The following is a 16,456-nucleotide window of genomic DNA, read 5'->3' on the forward strand; positions in this document are numbered from 1 at the left end:
CGCCGCGCCGCCCACCGCCGCCGCAGCGCCGGCACCGCGCGCGCCTGCCGACGCGCCACCCGCGCCGAAGGCCGCGCCGGCCGGCGAACCCGGCCTGGTGCAGGTCACGGCGGTGCGGTCGGGCCAACAACTGTATGCGCAGAACCGCGACCTGACCGTGCTGTCCTCGGTCGGCGCCGGCGCCGAAGTCATCGCCGACGGTTCGATCCACATCTACGGGCCGCTGCGGGGCCGCGCGCTCGCCGGCGCCCAGGGCAGCACCACCGCCCGCATCTTCTGCCGCAGCTTCCAGGCCGAACTGGTCGCGGTGGCGGGGCACTACAAGGTGCTCGACGATATCCCCAAAGAACTCCATGGCCAGGCCGTCCAGGTCTGGCTGGAGCATGACGAATTGAAGATCGCCGCACTCGAGTGACGGCGGCATACCAGGAGATGTGTTTTGGCTGAAATCATCGTAGTCACCTCGGGCAAGGGCGGCGTCGGCAAGACCACCAGCAGCGCGAGCATCGCCATCGGCCTGGCGCGCAGCGGCAAGCGCACCGCGGTCATCGACTTCGACGTCGGCCTGCGCAACCTCGACCTGATCATGGGCTGCGAGCGGCGCGTGGTGTACGACCTGGTCAACGTGGTCCAGGGCGAAGCCTCGCTGAAGCAGGCCCTGATCAAGGACAAGCGCTTCGACAACCTCTACGTGCTGGCCGCGTCGCAGACCCGCGATAAGGACGCGCTGACCAAGGAAGGCGTCGAGAAGGTGCTCAAGGACCTCTCCGACGAGGGCTTCGAGTACATCGTCTGCGATTCGCCGGCGGGCATCGAGAAGGGCGCGTTCCTGGCGATGTACTTCGCCGACCGCGCGATCGTCGTGGTCAATCCCGAAGTGTCGTCGGTGCGCGACTCCGACCGCATCATCGGCCTGCTGCAGTCCAAGACGCGCCGCGCCGAAGCCGGCGAGCGCGTGCAGGAATACCTGCTGCTGACGCGCTACAGCCCGGCGCGCGTCGAGACCGGCGAGATGCTGTCGATCGCCGACGTCGAGGAAGTGCTGGGCCTCAAGAGCATCGGCGTGATCCCCGAGTCGAGCCACGTGCTCAACGCGTCCAACAAGGGCGAACCGGTGATCCTGGACATGGAATCGGACGCCGGCCAGGCCTACGACGACGCGGTCGCACGCCTGCTCGGCCAGGAGCGGCCGATGCGGTTCACCACGCTGGAGAAGAAGGGGTTCTTCAGCAAGCTGTTCGGAGGCTGATCCATGGGCATGTTCGATTTCCTGAAGGTCAAGAAGAACACCGCCTCGATCGCCAAGGACCGCCTGCGCATCATCGTCGCGCAGGAACGGACCAACCGCGGTGCGCCTGACTACCTGCCGCTGCTGCAGCGCGAGCTGCTCGAGGTGATCCGCAAGTACGTCAGCATCGACGTCGACGCGGTCAAGGTCGATCTGGTCAAGGACGGCGAACACGACGTGCTCGACATCTCGGTTCTGACGACGGCAGTGGCGGCGCGCGTTGCGGCCTCCGCCGCGGCGCGCGTCGCACGCGACCAGGCTGTCATGTTCCTGTCGCATCCCGGGCGTCAAGTCGTGGCGCCCGCCGCATCCGCCCCGCGTCCGACCGCCATGGCTCCCCACCCCGACACCCCTGCCCCGATCGCGACCGCCGAGCCGGCCGTGCTGCGTGTCGGTGACATCGCATTCGACGCAGCGCAGGCGCTGCTCGCTTCGCACGGCTTGCGCCTGGTCCACGTCGCCCCCGGCACGCCGATCCCGGGCAGTTACTGGGGCGATCCGGAAGCCGGCGTCATCGGCAGCGACGTCTACGTGCGCGACGACACGCCCGTGCACTCGCTGCTGCACGAGGCCTGCCATCTGATCGTGCTGCCGCCCGAGCGGCGCGCCGTGGTGCACACCGACGCGACCGATTCGGACGAGGAAGAAGACGCGACCTGCTATCTGCAGATCGTGCTCGCCGACGCGCTGCCCGGTGTCGGCCGCGCGCGGCTGATGGCCGACATGGACGCCTGGGGCTACAGCTTCCGGCTGGGCTCGACGCGTGCCTGGTTCGAGGCCGATGCGGACGACGCGCGCACCTGGCTGCAGACACGTGGGCTGCCGGTCACCGCGGCGGCATCCGGTCCGCGCGACGGGTTCCGCTGAGCGCTTACGGCAGCGGCTGCATCGTGCGCGCGATGTCCGGCACCTGCGCTTCGGCCCAGTCGTCGAGGGCGACGAGCGCGGGCATCGGCGCCTGGCGGCGGCTGGAATGGAAGACCGTCAGCGTCGGCGTGCCGTCGCAGCTCGTGGTCGCGGCGCCGCAGTTGCGATGGATCAGGCCGGCGACCAGCACGACACCCGCGTCCGCGTCGTAGACCACCGCGCCGGCTTCATCGCAGGCGCGCTCGCGGCAGCCGGTCTGCAGGACGAGTCCGTCACCGACCGCACGCGCGCGCGACGCCGGGTCGCCGTCGGCGGGCGTCGCCATCGCGCCCACCATGCGTGCGAGCAGCGTATCCGCCGCGTCTCCACCGGCGACGCGGGCATTGCCGAAGAACGCGCGCAGCGCGGGATCGTCGGCGGTGGGCGTCCGCGCATGGGCCGCGGCGCTGGACGCGGCCTGCGCGGACGCGACCGCCGGCAGCACGGCCGCACCGCAGGCGAGCGCGGCCGCGAGCATGGGCGGCGCGGAATACCGCAGAGAGAACATGGACATGATCTGGTCTCGGGGGAACGCCGACCGCGGCGCCGCGGGACGGCCCGTGTCTGCTGGCGGGGCGCCATCCTTAGCACACCGACACTTGCGAGCCTGCATGCGGCGCACTAGCCTCCCGGGTTCCCAATGCCGACCGGTAACGTTCCGTGAATCCTCGCCTCGCCCTGCTCGCCCTCGCCGTCACCGCGAGCCTGACGCTCGTCGGCTGCAACCGCTCGCCGTCGCCGGACGCGACGCCCGCGACCGGCAGCACGGCGCCGGCCGGCGAAACCGCCGACCAGTTCATCGCCCGCGTCAACGACGAACTCAAGACGATGATGCCGGAGCTCACCGCTTCGCAGTGGCTCTCGTCGACCTACATCAACGACGACAGCCAGCTGCTCGCGGCGAAGTACAACGAGCGCTACCTGGCCCAGCTCAACCGCTGGATCGAGGACGCCAAGCGCTTCGAAGGCCAGGAGATGTCGGCCGAGACCGCGCGCGCGATCAACCTGCTGAAGCTCGGCGCGTCGATGCCGCCGCCGCGCAACCCCGAGCACCTGGCCGAGCTGACGAAGATCGCGTCCAAGATGGAAGGTGTCTACGGCAGCGGTGCCTACTGCACCGGCGAGGGCGATGCCCGCAACTGCCGCCAGCTCGGCGCGCTCGAGGACGTGCTGCGCACCAGCCGCGACTACGACGCCCAGCTCGACGCGTGGCAGGGCTGGCACACCGTCGCCCAGCCGATGCGCCAGGACTACGTGCGCTTCGTCGAGCTGGTCAACGAAGGCGCCAACGACCTCGGCTTCGCCGATGCCGGCGAAGTCTGGCGTTCCGGCTACGACATGCCCCCGGCCGAACTCGCCGCCGAGACCGACCGGTTGTGGGGCCAGGTCAAGCCGCTGTACGAGCAGCTGCACTGCTACACGCGCACGCGCCTCGAAACGCAGTATCCCGGCCGCGGTACCGTCGACGGCGGTCTGCTGCCCGCGCACCTGATGGGCAACATGTGGCAGCAGGACTGGGGCAACCTGTGGGACGTCCTGCAGCCCTATCCCAACGCCGGCAGCCTCGACATCACCGCCGCGCTCGAGCAGCAGTACCAGTCGACGCTCAACGAGCGCATGGTCCGCGAAAACGTGCTGATCGATGCCGACCGCCGCGCCGACATCGCCCACGCGGCGCAGATCGACAACGCCAAGCGCATGAACGAACGCGCGCAGGATTTCTACGTCTCGCTGGGCATGCCCAAGCTGCCCGAGAGCTTCTGGGAGAAGACCCAGTTCGTGAAGCCGCGCGACCGTGACGTGGTCTGCCACGCCAGCGCCTGGGACATGAACATGGCCGGCGACGTACGCACCAAGATGTGCACCAAGCCGAACGAGGAAGACTTCACGACGATCTACCACGAGCTCGGCCACGTCTATTACTACCTCGCCTACAACGGCCGTCCGCCGCTGTTCCAGACCGGCGCGCACGACGGCTTCCACGAGGCGATCGGCGACACCATCGTGCTGGCGATGACGCCGCGTTACCTGCACACGATCGGCCTGACCGGGGCGCAGGTGCAGACCGAGGAATCGCTGGTCAATTCGCAGATGCGCATGGCGCTGGCGAAGGTGTCGTTCCTGCCGTTCGGCCTGATGATCGACCGCTGGCGCTGGGGCGTGTTCGACGGCTCGATCACGCCGGAGAACTACAACAGCGCGTGGTGGGCATTGAAGGCGCAGTACCAGGGCGTCGCCCCGGCGACGCCGCGCGGCGAGGAATTCTTCGACGCCGGCGCCAAGTACCACGTGCCGGGCAATACGCCGTACACGCGCTACTTCCTGTCGCACGTGCTGCAGTTCCAGTTCTACAAGGCGCTGTGCGATGCGTCCGGCCACACCGGCCCGCTGTACGAGTGCAGCTTCTACGGCAACAAGGCCGCGGGCGAGAAGTTCTGGGCGATGCTCGAGAAGGGCAACAGCCAGCCGTGGCAGCAGACGCTCAAGGAGCTGACCGGTGGCGAGCAGATGGACGCCGCGCCGGTGCTCGAATACTTCGCGCCGCTGCAGACCTGGCTCACCCAGCAGAACGAAGGCAAGACCTGCGGCTGGACCGCGCCGGCGACCGCACAGGCGCCAGCGCCCGCAGCACGTCCGGCGGCACCGACCCAGGGCTGAGCCCGCGGGAGGGTGTGCAGCGACAGGCCGGCGCAAGCCGGCCTGTTGCGTTGTGGCATCCGTACGCCGCGGATCGGTGTCTTGGAGCTCCGATGCCGCGTTGCGCCAGCGTCACATCTGGTCGGTCGGTTCCAGCTGGGCGGCGTCCTTCGGGCAGGGCGGCGTCGGTGTGCCGCGCCGCTGCTCCCAACGCCAGAACAGCCAGCCGACCAGCATGAAGGACGCGCCCGCCACCGCCAGATGCAGCGGCGTGTCGCTGACCAGCGGCGACAGCACGCCGGCGACGACCGCATTGAGCACCAGGCCGGTGAAGGCCTGCAGCGACGAGGCCGAGCCGCGCTGGCGCGGGTACATGTCGAGGATCGCCAGCGTCAGGATCGGGAACACCAGCGCGATGCCGAACGAGTTGAGCATCATCGGCAGTACCGCCCACGGCACCGTCGGCACGTCGACGAGCAGGTTGTAGCCGAGGTTGAGCGCCATCGCCACGCCGCTGCAGGCGAAACCGATGTTGGCGAGCCGCGTCCCGGTGATGCGCCCCGCGGCGCGGCCCGACAGGAACGCGCCGAACATCATGCCGCTGATCATGGGGATGAAGAACCAGCCGAACTGGCGTTCGTCGAGGCCCAGGTGGTCCATGACGAACGCCGGCGCCGAGGCGATGTACAGAAACAGCGCCGAGAAATTGAACGCACCGGCGGCGGCGATCTTCTGGAAGCGCGGATTGACGAAGATCGCGACGTAATCGCGGACCAGCCGCCTCGGCACCAGCGACAGGCGATTGGCCGGCGTATGGGTCTCCGGCAGGCAGAACCACGTCACCACCAGCAGCACCAGCGAGAACGCGACCAGGAACCAGAAGATCAGCGGCCAGCGGCCCCAGCCCAGGATCCAGCCGCCGATGATCGGTGCAATGGCCGGCGCGATGCCGAAGATCATCGACACCTGGCTCATCAGCCGCTGCGCGTCGTCGCCCTGCAGCACGTCGCGGATCACCGCGCGGCCGACGATCAGGCCGACACCCGCCGACAGGCCCTGCAGCGCGCGGAATGCCAGCAGCGTGCCCAGATCGGTCGACAGCGCGCAGCCGACGGACGCGACGACGAACATGCCCAGGCCGCCGAGGATCACCTTGCGCCGCCCGATCGCATCCGACAGCGGCCCGTGCACGATGCTCATCAGCGCGTAGGCGATCAGGTAGACCGCGATGGTCTGCTGCATGGCGACCCGGTCCGCGCCGAGGTCGGTGCCCATCGCCGGGAACGCGGGGAAGATCGTGTCGATCGAGAACGGACCGAACATCGCCAGCCCCGCCAGCAGCAGCGCCAGCGTGCGCATGCTCGGCATCCTGGGCGTGCTCATTGGGTTGGCGCCGGCGACGCGGGCGGGACCGGCGTCGCGGACGCGGCAGCGGGCGGCGGGGTGCGCACCACCGGCTCGGGACGCATCGCGATCCTGGCGACCGACGAGACCGGGATCACCTCGGCGCGGCGCGTCTCGGGCCACCACAGATAGACGAACGCGCTGCTGGTGCCCAGCAGACGCGCCTCGGGAAGCGACGCCGTCTGGCCCATCAGACGCACTTCCACCCGGTCGCCGCCGCGGCCCTCGTGAATCGCCTGCGCGTCGTTGCGGTTGATGACGAACAGCATGTACATGGCCAGCAGCGCGGACCCCAGCACCAGCTGCGATTCACTGCGCGCACCCCAGAAATGCATCCAGCTGTCGCTGGCCGGGAACACCCAGCCGCCCCACCAGCGGGCGCGGATCCGTGCCGCACGCTCGGGGTCGCGCTCGTTGATGCGCTGTGGCCACGTGGACAGCCACATGCCGGCGATCGACAACAACAACATCATCAGATAGGTGGGTCGCCGCAGCCCGGCGAAGAACACGTCGCTGATCTGCAGGTATTCGAGAATCGGAATGCCAAAGCGCCGGTAGAACCAGTAGCTCGACCACAGGCCGAGGACCGAGACCAGCGCATACCCGAGCGACAGGAACAGCACGGGCTCGCGATGCAGCGTGCCGAGCAGCCGAAGCACCAGTGACGCGTCGCTCCCCCGCCCGGCCGCCTGGGTTTGCTGGCGCGCGTCCGGAGCCGCGGGCTGCACGGCAGGCCGAAGCGGCGGCGGAGTCGATGGGGGCATGGCACGGATCCTGTTGGGTGACGACTTACCGGGACGGAACCGGTAGGCCGGATGTGTCCGTTCCGCGCCGGGCCGGCGTGCCCGGCTCCGGCAGCCGGTCATGATAGAGCGCCCTCTCCCACGACAGCAGCCCGGCGTGCGTGCTCCGCCGGCACGGCCGGTATACTGCGCGGGTTCGCAGTGGGAGAAGCGGGGCGACCCGCTGCCGTAGGCGCAACCGCCCGGAATCGCTCAGGCCCAACACCGCTGCGGGCCACACACTCTGGAGAGACCGGCGGCCGGATCATCGGCACGCAGGCGCCGAAGGGGCACGAAGTCCGGCGACGCAGCAGCGTTCGTGGCTTCCAAACTCTCAGGCAAAAGGACAGAGGGGCGCGAGGAAGACCGCGGTCTTCCGGCAACGGTCGGCATGCGCCGCCGCGTCGCCGGACCGGGGCTTCCGACCTTCGCGTCTCCCCCTATCCGGATGCCCGCCATGTCCCAGACCCGCGCTTCGCTGACCGCACTCGAACACCACTCGGCGTTCGTCGACCGCCACATCGGGCCGAACGAGGACGAGATCGCGCAGATGCTGCGCGTCGTCGGACACGACTCGCTCGACGCGATGACCGCGGCCATCGTGCCGGGCAACATCCGCTCCGGCGACGCGCTGGCTCTGCCCGACGCGATCACCGAGGTCGAGGCGCTGGCCAAGATCCGCGCCGTCGCCGACAAGAACACCGTGCTGCGCAGCTTCATCGGCCAGGGCTACTACGGCACCCACACGCCGAACGTCATCCTGCGCAACATTCTCGAGAACCCGGCCTGGTACACGGCCTACACGCCCTACCAGGCGGAAATCTCGCAGGGCCGCATGGAAGCGCTGATCAACTTCCAGACCATGGTCACCGACCTGACCGGCATGGACATCGCCAACGCCTCGCTGCTCGACGAAGGCACCGCGGCGGCCGAAGCGATGACGCTGGCCAAGCGTTCGGCGAAGTCGAAGTCCAACGTGTTCTTCGTCGCCGACGACGTGCATCCGCAGACGCTCGACGTGCTGCGCACGCGCGCCGACGGGCTCGGCATCGAACTGCGGATCGGCCCGGCGACCGACGCCATCGACGCCGACAGCTACGGCGTGCTGCTGCAGTACCCCAACACCTTCGGCCGCATCGACGACCACGCGGCCGTCGCCGAGGCGGTGCACGCGCGCGGCGGCATCGTCGCGGTCGCGACCGACCTGCTGGCGCTGACCCTGATCCAGGCGCCGGGCCAGTGGGGCGCGGACATCGTCGTCGGCAACTCGCAGCGCTTCGGCGTGCCGTTCGGGTTCGGCGGCCCGCATGCCGGCTTCATGGCCTGCCGCGACGCCTACAAGCGCTCGATGCCCGGCCGCCTGATCGGCGTGTCGGTCGACGCGGCCGGCAACCAGGCCTACCGCCTGACGCTGCAGACCCGCGAACAGCACATCCGCCGCGAGAAGGCGACGTCCAACATCTGTACCGCGCAGGTGCTGCTGGCGGTGATGGCGTCGATGTACGCCGTCTACCACGGGCCCGACGGCCTGACCCGCATCGCGCGCCGCACGCATCGCCTCGCCGCGCTCCTCGCCGCCACGCTCGGCGAGGCGGGCGTCGCCGTCGGCACGGATTTCTTCGACACCCTGCACGTCACCGGCATCGATGCCGATGCACTGCACGCGAAGGCGCGCGCGGCCGGCGTGAACCTGCGCGTCATCGACGGCGCGTCGCTGGGCATCAGCGTCGACGAGACCACGACCCGCGCCGACCTCGTCACGCTGGCCGGCCTCTTCGGCGCAGCGATCACCGACGTGGACGCGCTGGACGCCGCGACCGCCGACGCCCTGCCGCAGGCGCTGCTGCGCGATACGCCGTTCCTGCAGCACCCGGTGTTCAACACCCACCACAGCGAGCACGAGCTGCTGCGCTATATGCGCGCGCTGGCCGACAAGGACCTGGCGATGGATCGCACGATGATCCCGCTGGGCTCGTGCACGATGAAGCTCAACGCGACCGCCGAGATGATTCCGGTCACCTGGCCCGAGTTCGGCAACATCCATCCGCTCGCACCGGCCGACCAGACGGCGGGTTACGTCGACCTGATCGACGGGCTGGAGGCGATGCTGGTCGAGATCACCGGCTACGACGCGATCAGCTTCCAGCCCAATTCCGGCGCGCAGGGCGAGTTCGCGGGCCTGCTGGCGATCCGCGCCTACCACCGCTCGCGCGGCGAAGGCCATCGCGACATCTGCCTGATCCCCGAATCCGCGCACGGCACCAACCCGGCGTCGGCGCAGATGGTCGGCATGACCGTCGTCGTGACCCGCTGCGACAAGGACGGCAACGTCGACCTCGACGACATCCGCGCCAAGGCCGAGAAGCACTCCGACCGCCTGGCCGCGATCATGATCACCTACCCGTCCACGCACGGCGTGTTCGAGGAGGACGTGGTCGCGATCTGCGACATCGTCCACCAGCACGGCGGCCAGGTGTACACCGACGGCGCCAACATGAACGCGCTGGTCGGCCTCGCCAAGCCCGGCAAGTGGGGCTCGGACGTCAGCCACCTCAACCTGCACAAGACCTTCTGCATCCCGCACGGCGGCGGCGGCCCGGGCGTCGGCCCGTGCGCGGTGAAGTCGCATCTCGCGCCGTTCCTGCCGCGCGCGTTCGGCGGTGAGGGCGACGTGGGCATGGTGTCGGCGGCGACCCACGGCTCGGCCAGCATCCTGCCGATCAGCTGGATGTACATCGTCATGATGGGCGCCGAAGGCCTGCGCCGCGCCACCCAGGTGGCGCTGCTCAACGCGAACTACGTGGCGACGCGTCTCGCGCCGCATTTCCCGACGCTCTACACCGGCCGCAACGACCTGGTCGCGCACGAGTGCATCCTCGACCTGCGTCCGATCAAGGACGCGACCGGCATCAGCGCCGAGGACGTCGCCAAGCGGCTCATCGACTTCGGCTTCCACGCGCCGACGCTGAGCTTCCCGGTCGCCGGCACGCTGATGGTCGAGCCGACCGAGAGCGAATCGCTGCACGAACTCGACCGCTTCATCGACGCGATGATCCAGATCCGCGGCGAGATCCGCAGCATCGAGGACGGCCGCCTGGACCGCGAGGACAACCCGCTCAAGCACGCCCCGCACACCGCAATGCAGGTCGCGGCCGCCGAGTGGCGCCATGCGTATCCGCGCGAACTGGCCGCGTTCCCGCTGGCGACGCTGCGCCACACCAAGTACTGGCCCCCGGTCGCGCGCGTGGACAACGTGCACGGCGACAAGAACGTGTTCTGCAGCTGCATCCCGATCGGCTCGGCCGAAGAGGCGCCGGAAGCCTTCAGCGAACCCGACGTCGTCTGATCCACGCCGCCCCGGTGCCGGCTGCGCCGGGGCGCAGGCCTGCAGCCGGACCGGAAGGTACCGCGGCGACCCGCCTGACCGGCGCGATCCGGCCCGTGCCCGGGGGCCGCTGCACGTCACAAACCGTCGATGCGGCTTGCGCGCGGGCCGCGTCGGGGGTGGCCCCGCGCCTTCCGTTCAGGCGGACCCCCCGTCCGGCGCGGCGGCCGTCCGGCTGAACCGTGGCATGCAACTTGCTTGAGCACGGGACCGTCGTTTCCCGCGCGTCCCCATGCTCGTCGGCACCTACAACTCCCTGCTCGTCGTCCTGTCGTTCGTCGTCGCGGCCGTGGCGTCGTTCGTCGCGCTCGACATGGCCGGGCGCATCAACGCCAGCCGCGGCGCGGCGGCGCGTGGCTGGCTGACCGGTGGCGCGGTGGCGATGGGGTTCGGCATCTGGTCGATGCACTTCATCGGCATGCTCGCGTTCGAACTGCCGATCCCGCAGGGCTACGACCTCGCGATCACCCTGTACTCGCTGGTGATCGCGGTCTGCAGCTCGGCGTATGCGCTGTGGGTCGTCTCCAGCGCCACGCTGCCGTTGCGCCGGCTCGTGCTCGGCGCGCTGATCCTCGGAACCGGCATCGCGTTCATGCATTACGTCGGCATGGCCGCGATGCAGATGCAGCCCGGCATCGACTACGACCCGTGGTGGTTCGTCCTCTCGATCGTGATCGCGGTGGCCGCGGCCGGCGCCGCGCTGTACATCGGTTTCGCGCTGCGGGCCGAAGGCGTGCGCAACCGCCGGTTCCGGCTCGCCGCCGCTCTCGTCATGGGCCTGGCGATCGTCGGCATGCACTACACCGGCATGGCGGCGGCCCGGTTCCCCGACGGCAGCATCTGCGGCGCCGCGCTCAGCGGCGGCATCTCGCCGCAATGGCTGGGCAGCCTCGTCGGCACCACCACGTTCGCGATCCTCGGGCTCGCCGTCGTGACTTCGATCTTCGACCGCCGCCTGCAGGAGCGCACGACCCTGCTCGGCGATTCGCTGAAGAAGGCGAACCAGGAACTGACCTATCTCGCGCTGCACGACAACCTGACCAAGCTGCCGAACCGGCTGCTGCTCGAGGACCGGCTGGCGAACGCGGTGCACCGGTCGTCGCGCAGCGGTACGCCGTTCGCCCTGCTATTCGTCGATCTCGACGGCTTCAAGGCGGTCAACGACGTCTACGGCCATCCGGTCGGCGACCGGCTGCTGCTGCAGGTGGCCGACAACCTGCGCGCCGCGATCCGCGCCGGCGACACGCTGGCCCGCCTCGGCGGCGACGAATTCGTGGTGCTCGCCGACATCCAGGAACCCGACGACGCCGCGACGCTGGCCGAGAAGCTCATCGGCCAGGTCGCCCGCCCGGTATCGCTGGAGCGCGGCGAATTGCACGTCACCGCGAGCGTCGGCATCGCGATCTTCGGCGCGGACGGCGACAGCGCGCGCGAGCTGATGGCCAATGCGGATGCGGCGATGTACTCGGCCAAGGGCCAGGGCCGCAACGGCTACTGCTTCTTCGAGCCGTCGATGAACCACGGTGCGCACGAACAGCTGGCGCTGATCCAGGACCTGCGCCGCGCGGTCGCGCTGGACCAGCTGTCGCTGCACTACCAGCCGAAGATGCGCGCGCCGTCCGGCCCGCTGATCGGCGTCGAGGCGCTGCTGCGCTGGCACCATCCCGAACGCGGCCTGGTGATGCCCGACCGCTTCATTCCACTCGCCGAGAAGACCGGGCTGATCCTGGAGATGGGCCGCTGGGTCATCGACGAGGCCTGCCGCCAGCTGATGGCGTGGCGCGCGGACGGCCGCACGGTGCCGTCGGTGTCGGTGAACCTGTCGGCGACCCAGTTCCGCTCGCCCGGCCTGTTCGGCAAGATCACCAGCGCGCTCGAACGCCACGGCATGCCGCCGTCGTCGCTGGTGCTGGAGATCACCGAGTCGACGGCGATGCACGACCCGGAATCCAGCCTCGCGATCCTCAAGCGGCTGTCCGACCTGGGCGTGCAGATCTCGATCGACGATTTCGGCACCGGCTATTCCAGCCTGCTGTATCTCAAGCGCCTGCCGGCCAGCGAGCTGAAGATCGACCGCGCCTTCATCCAGGGCCTAGAACGCGACAGCGAGGACGCTGCGATCGTCTCGTCGATCATCGCGCTGGGCCGCACGCTGAACCTGTCGGTGATCGCCGAAGGCGTCGAGACCGAGGCGCAGCAGAACCTGCTGACCGAACTCGGATGCACCTCGCTGCAGGGCTTCCATCTCGGCCGGCCGGTCGACGCGCTGTCCATCGTCAGCCGCTTCTGACGCCACACCGCCCGGGCGGCGCCAGCCTGCGCCGCCATTCCGGCGAGCCTCTACGCGGGCGACCGCCGCTTCGAGACGGCGGGGCGCAGCAGGTCATCCGTCAGAACCGGACGCGCAGGGCGCTCCACGCGACAACGGCTGACGCGCTCAGGTGAGCAACGCCGCCAGGGCTTCGTCGAGCGGCGCCGGCCGGCCCAGGTGATACCCCTGCGCCTGGTCGCAGGCGTTCGCATGCAGCCACGCCAGCTGACCGTCGCGCTCGACGCCCTCGGCGATCACCCGCAGACCCAGCCCGTGTCCCAGCGCGATCAGCGCCCGGCAGATGGAGGCATTGCGGGCGTCGCGGTCGACGTCGTGCACGAAGGCCCGGTCGATCTTGAGGTGATCGAGCGGCAGGTCGCGCAGGTAGGCCATGCTCGAGAAGCCGGTGCCGAAATCGTCGATCGACAGGCACACGCCCTGCTCGCGCAGCCTCCGCATCTGCGCGCGCGCGGCGTCGGGATTGCGCAGCACCACGCTTTCGGTCAGCTCCAAGTGCAGTGCGTTCTCCGGCAGCGCGTAGTCGCGCTGCAGGCGCCGCAGCACGTCCGCCGTCGTGCCCGCATCGAACTGCACCGCCGACACGTTGACCGCGATCGCGACGTCGCCGTGCCCCGCCGCCGCCAGCCGCTGGTGCGCCCGCGCCGCCTGCTCGAGCACCCAAGCGCCGATCGGCACGATCAGGCCCGACTCTTCGCACAGCGGGATGAACTGCAGGGGTGGCACGAAGCTGCCGTCGGGCTGGCGCCAGCGCAGCAGCGCTTCGAGCGCGGTCGGCTTGCCGCCCGGCACCTGCCGGATCGGCTGGAAGAACAGCTCGAACTCCGACAGCTCCACCGCGCGTCGCACGCGCCGCAGCAGCGCCAGACGGTCCGCGGCGACGGCCGCCATCGTCGCGTCGTAGGCCAGCAGCGGCAGATTGTCGCGACGGGCCTTCAGCGCCGCGAGCGCGGCATGGCCGACGACCTTCTCCGCGCCGCCCGCTTCGCAGGGCGCCGACGCGAGCCCGATCCAGGCTTCCAGCGACTGCAGACCACCTTCGAGTTCGATCGGCGCGTCGATCGCCGCCACCAGCGCCGCGACCATCTCGTCGCGATGCGCGGGATCGAGCGCCACGACGACGAAGGACTCCGCCGGCGCATAGGCGACCCAGCCGAACTGCGCGCCGATGCGGGCGAAGCGCGCGGCCGCTTCGCGCAGCAGCTTCTCGGCGGCGCGCTGGCCCAGCGTCGGCGCCACGAGCTCCAGGTCGCGCAGGCGCACGTAGGCCACTGCGAATCCCGGCGCGGCGCCGGCGTCGCAACTGGTGTCGAGGCGCAGGATCAACGCCGGCACCGTCAGCAGGCCCGTGGTCGAATCGTGGTTCGCGCGCCACGCCAGGTCGCGCTCGTAGGTCAGCCGTTCGCCGATGTCCTCGGCCAGCACCAGTCGCGCGGGACGATCGGCGAAGTCGATGTCGCGCGCCTGGATGCGCACTTCGATCTCGCGGCCGTCGCGCGCGACGTGCCGCACGATGCCCGTGCGCAGGTCGAACTCCGCGCTTTCCTGCTCGGCGACCGACGGCGCCAGCAGATCGGTATCGCGCATCGCCAGCAGCTCCTCGCGCCGATAGCCGTAGCTGTCGATCGCCGCGTCGTTGGCGGCGAGGAAGCGGCGCGTCGCGATGTCGACGACCCAGAACGGCAGGGGGTTGCGCTCGAACAGGTGCCGGAACTGCAGTTCGGCGCGTTCCAGCTGCAGCTGCGCCGCATGCAGCGCACTGACGTCGTTCACGGTGCCGGTCATCGCCGGCGTGCCGCGCCGGTCGCGGACGGTCGCGCCGCGCCCTTCCACCCAGCGGACGCTGCCATCGGAGGGCACGATCCTGTAATCCTCCTCGAACGGCGCGCCATCCATCTGCGAGTGCGCGAAGCTCGACCGGATCCGCTCCCGGTCGTCGACGTGGATGCGGTCGAAGAAGTCGTCGATGGGGACCAGGCCATCGCCCGGTTCGAGACCGAACAGCGCGGCCATCTCGCTGGAGACCCGGACCGTCGACGTGCCCGCCTCGACACGCCAGACACCGGTCTTCGTCGCGCGCTGCGCCTGCTGCAACCACTCCGACTGCGTCTCGATCTGCTCGAGCATGGTTTCGCGCGCACGTTCGTTGGCGCGCAGCCGGCGCACGAGATACAGCAGCGACAGCCAGTAGAGCAGCACCAGCGAACCGCCCGCCGCGGCATACCAGCGCCAGGCCGACAGCGCTTCGCTCAGCCCGATGCCCGCGCCGACGACGAAGGGATAACCGCTGGTCGCGCTGAAGCGCATCGCGCGTTCGACGCCGTCCAGCTGGCTGACCGCATCGCGGCCTGCGATGCCGTCTGCCCACTCCCCCGTCGCCGGCAATGCGATCCGCTTGCCGACATGGGCACCGGCACGGCGGTCGTGCGCCACGATCGTGCCGTCGCGCGCGAGGATCGCCGCGCTGCCGTCGCGTCCCGTGTCGAGGCGATCGATCATGCGCTGGAATTCCGCGGTGCCGAGCCGGGCGACCAGCCAGCCCCGCGGCGTCGGGAGCGCGACCGGCAGCGTCCAGAGGTCGCCGCGTCGTTGCAGCGGTCCGATCGACAGACCGGCCTGCGCATTCGTGCCACGGCCGGCCCAGGTCGGCAGCGTGGCATCGTCCTGCCGCCCACCGCGGGCACCGCCCTGTGCATCGAACCACTCGACCGCCTGGATTTCCTCCTGCCGGGACAGGAGGTCCGAGACCGCCGCGTCGCGGCGCGCGTGCATCATCGGGTCCAACGTCGCGTCGCCGGTGTTGCGCGCGATCCCGGCCAGCGCACGCTCGAGGTTGCGCATTTCATAATGCACGAGGCGGTCGATGCCGGTCGCGAGCGCCAGGCTCTGACGACGCGCGGCATCGATGCGCGCATTGCGATCCTGCAGCACCAGGACGCCGAGGACGATCGTGATCACCAGTCCAAGGCAGACGCCCGCGTTACGTACCACGCGTGAAGAGCCCAACCGGTGCCGTCGTGGCGTTGCTTGCAAGTGAACCATCCTTAGCCAGCAGACCCCGACGATAGCCACCCCGCATACGTCCCGCAACACCTGTCGGGGATATCACGATGGCGTGACGAAACCGCTTGATTCCACGCCTCCCGTGCGTGTGAGCCGTGCGGTGCGCCCACGCGTGCCTCGCTGCATCGCGTTGACATCGCCAGGTCTAGCGTGGGCGACTCTCGAGGACGCCCGACAGGTCCCCATCGCCACCCTGCAAGGAACCGTCATGGCCGCCACCGACAAGCCCGAATCCGCCACCAATCCCGATCAGCCCGAACAGGCCGACCATGTCGCCGTCAACGATCGCAAGTCATCGAAGGGCGACCGGTACGCGCACGACAACAACGCATACGCGGAAGGCAACGATCCGGCGCTGACCGCAGGCAAGACGCGCATCCGCGAGGTGCCGTCGGAGGCGACGCGCAAGCCGGGTGACGCGAAGCCCTGATCCCGGCGATCGCGGCACTGCCCTGCGGGCCCGACACGCCGAATCCCTTGCCGGGCGATGCGGAATTCGCATTCGCGCAGCCCGGCGCGCTTGCGTACCGCAGCACCACGGTCTCCGGGTCGACGCGATGCGACCTGCCGTTCTGCACGTGCACCCATCCCTACCGACAGAACCTCTGTGCTTGCGTGGTTCGAACCGAACCACGCCTGGAATACTGCGCTGAATACGTGCA

Annotated in this window: 11 protein-coding genes, 1 pseudogene and 2 riboswitches; of the genes and pseudogenes, 8 read left to right on the forward strand and 4 right to left on the reverse strand. The window is 69.7% G+C overall.

The window, feature by feature from the left end; genetic code table 11:
• From minC to CJ022_RS17230, 4 genes and pseudogenes are all read left to right on the forward strand, one after another.
• Positions 1-415: septum site-determining protein MinC (gene minC / locus CJ022_RS05955; protein WP_101925760.1), on the forward strand; the 415-nt coding region annotated here is incomplete at its 5' end.
• Between the two features lie 24 nt (positions 416-439).
• The gene (minD, locus tag CJ022_RS05960) at positions 440-1,249 is read left to right on the forward strand and encodes a septum site-determining protein MinD (protein WP_101925761.1); all 810 of its coding nucleotides are present in this window, start codon (positions 440-442) and stop codon (positions 1,247-1,249) included.
• 3 nt (positions 1,250-1,252) lie between these two features.
• Positions 1,253-1,483 (forward strand): annotated as a pseudogene (gene minE, locus CJ022_RS17225) (cell division topological specificity factor MinE); the annotation flags it as partial.
• 135 nt (positions 1,484-1,618) lie between these two features.
• Positions 1,619-2,155, forward strand: a complete 537-nt coding sequence (locus tag CJ022_RS17230) for a hypothetical protein (RefSeq protein WP_199171440.1) — start codon at positions 1,619-1,621, stop codon at positions 2,153-2,155.
• Positions 2,156-2,159: 4 nt separating this feature from the next.
• Here CJ022_RS17230 and CJ022_RS05970 read toward each other — a convergent pair whose 3' ends face one another.
• Positions 2,160-2,708 carry a hypothetical protein gene (locus tag CJ022_RS05970; protein ID WP_143703897.1) on the reverse strand — a complete coding sequence of 183 codons (549 nt, stop codon included), beginning with the start codon at positions 2,706-2,708 and terminating at the stop codon, positions 2,160-2,162.
• 146 nt (positions 2,709-2,854) lie between these two features.
• On the opposite strand from CJ022_RS05970, the gene CJ022_RS05975 reads away from it, so the two are divergent.
• Complete coding sequence (locus tag CJ022_RS05975; protein ID WP_101925764.1) at positions 2,855-4,852, forward strand: M2 family metallopeptidase; 1,998 nt, start codon at positions 2,855-2,857, stop codon at positions 4,850-4,852.
• A 111-nt stretch (positions 4,853-4,963) separates the two neighbouring features.
• On the opposite strand, the gene CJ022_RS05980 is transcribed toward CJ022_RS05975, so the two are convergent.
• Both CJ022_RS05980 and CJ022_RS05985 read right to left on the reverse strand, forming a co-directional pair.
• Positions 4,964-6,214, reverse strand: a complete 1,251-nt coding sequence (locus tag CJ022_RS05980) for a multidrug effflux MFS transporter (RefSeq protein WP_101925765.1) — start codon at positions 6,212-6,214, stop codon at positions 4,964-4,966.
• Positions 6,211-6,894 (reverse strand): hypothetical protein, encoded by a 684-nt coding sequence (locus CJ022_RS05985; RefSeq protein ID WP_101925766.1) that lies wholly within the window; start codon positions 6,892-6,894, stop codon positions 6,211-6,213. Before CJ022_RS05985 ends, CJ022_RS05980 begins: the two co-directional genes overlap by 4 nt.
• A gap of 276 nt (positions 6,895-7,170) precedes the next feature.
• Positions 7,171-7,255, forward strand: a riboswitch (glycine riboswitch).
• Positions 7,256-7,377, forward strand: a riboswitch (glycine riboswitch).
• An 88-nt stretch (positions 7,378-7,465) separates the two neighbouring features.
• Between CJ022_RS05985 and gcvP the strand changes: the two genes are divergently transcribed.
• Together gcvP and CJ022_RS05995 are read left to right on the forward strand one after the other, a co-directional pair.
• A complete protein-coding gene (gcvP, locus tag CJ022_RS05990; RefSeq protein ID WP_199171436.1) occupies positions 7,466-10,363 on the forward strand; it encodes an aminomethyl-transferring glycine dehydrogenase in 2,898 nt (965 codons plus the stop codon).
• A gap of 271 nt (positions 10,364-10,634) precedes the next feature.
• Entirely contained in the window at positions 10,635-12,692 is a 2,058-nt protein-coding gene (locus CJ022_RS05995) for a putative bifunctional diguanylate cyclase/phosphodiesterase (RefSeq protein WP_101925767.1), read from the forward strand.
• A gap of 147 nt (positions 12,693-12,839) precedes the next feature.
• Here the strand turns inward: CJ022_RS05995 and CJ022_RS06000 are convergent, their stop codons facing one another.
• On the reverse strand, positions 12,840-15,689 hold the full coding sequence (locus tag CJ022_RS06000) for a bifunctional diguanylate cyclase/phosphodiesterase (RefSeq protein ID WP_158238366.1): 2,850 nt from the start codon (positions 15,687-15,689) through the stop codon (positions 12,840-12,842).
• A gap of 313 nt (positions 15,690-16,002) precedes the next feature.
• Here CJ022_RS06000 and CJ022_RS06005 point away from each other — a divergent pair, with 313 nt between their 5' ends.
• Complete coding sequence (locus tag CJ022_RS06005; protein WP_101925769.1) at positions 16,003-16,224, forward strand: hypothetical protein; 222 nt, start codon at positions 16,003-16,005, stop codon at positions 16,222-16,224.
• The last annotated feature ends 232 nt before the right edge of the window (positions 16,225-16,456 follow it).

It is taken from the genome of Luteimonas rhizosphaerae, from assembly GCF_002849595.1.
Lineage (GTDB): Bacteria > Pseudomonadota > Gammaproteobacteria > Xanthomonadales > Xanthomonadaceae > Luteimonas > Luteimonas cellulosilyticus.

What these genes read in the sequence shown, in the direction of transcription:
- CJ022_RS17230 (WP_199171440.1), top strand. Translation starts at nt 1,619, where the DNA reads ATGGCTCCCCACCCCGACACCCCTGCCCCGATCGCGACCGCCGAGCCG.
- CJ022_RS05970 (WP_143703897.1), bottom strand. Translation starts at nt 2,708, where the DNA reads ATGTCCATGTTCTCTCTGCGGTATTCCGCGCCGCCCATGCTCGCGGCC.
- CJ022_RS05980 (WP_101925765.1), bottom strand. Translation starts at nt 6,214, where the DNA reads ATGAGCACGCCCAGGATGCCGAGCATGCGCACGCTGGCGCTGCTGCTG.
- gcvP (WP_199171436.1), top strand. Translation starts at nt 7,466, where the DNA reads ATGCCCGCCATGTCCCAGACCCGCGCTTCGCTGACCGCACTCGAACAC.
- CJ022_RS05995 (WP_101925767.1), top strand. Translation starts at nt 10,635, where the DNA reads ATGCTCGTCGGCACCTACAACTCCCTGCTCGTCGTCCTGTCGTTCGTC.
- CJ022_RS06005 (WP_101925769.1), top strand. Translation starts at nt 16,003, where the DNA reads ATGGCCGCCACCGACAAGCCCGAATCCGCCACCAATCCCGATCAGCCC.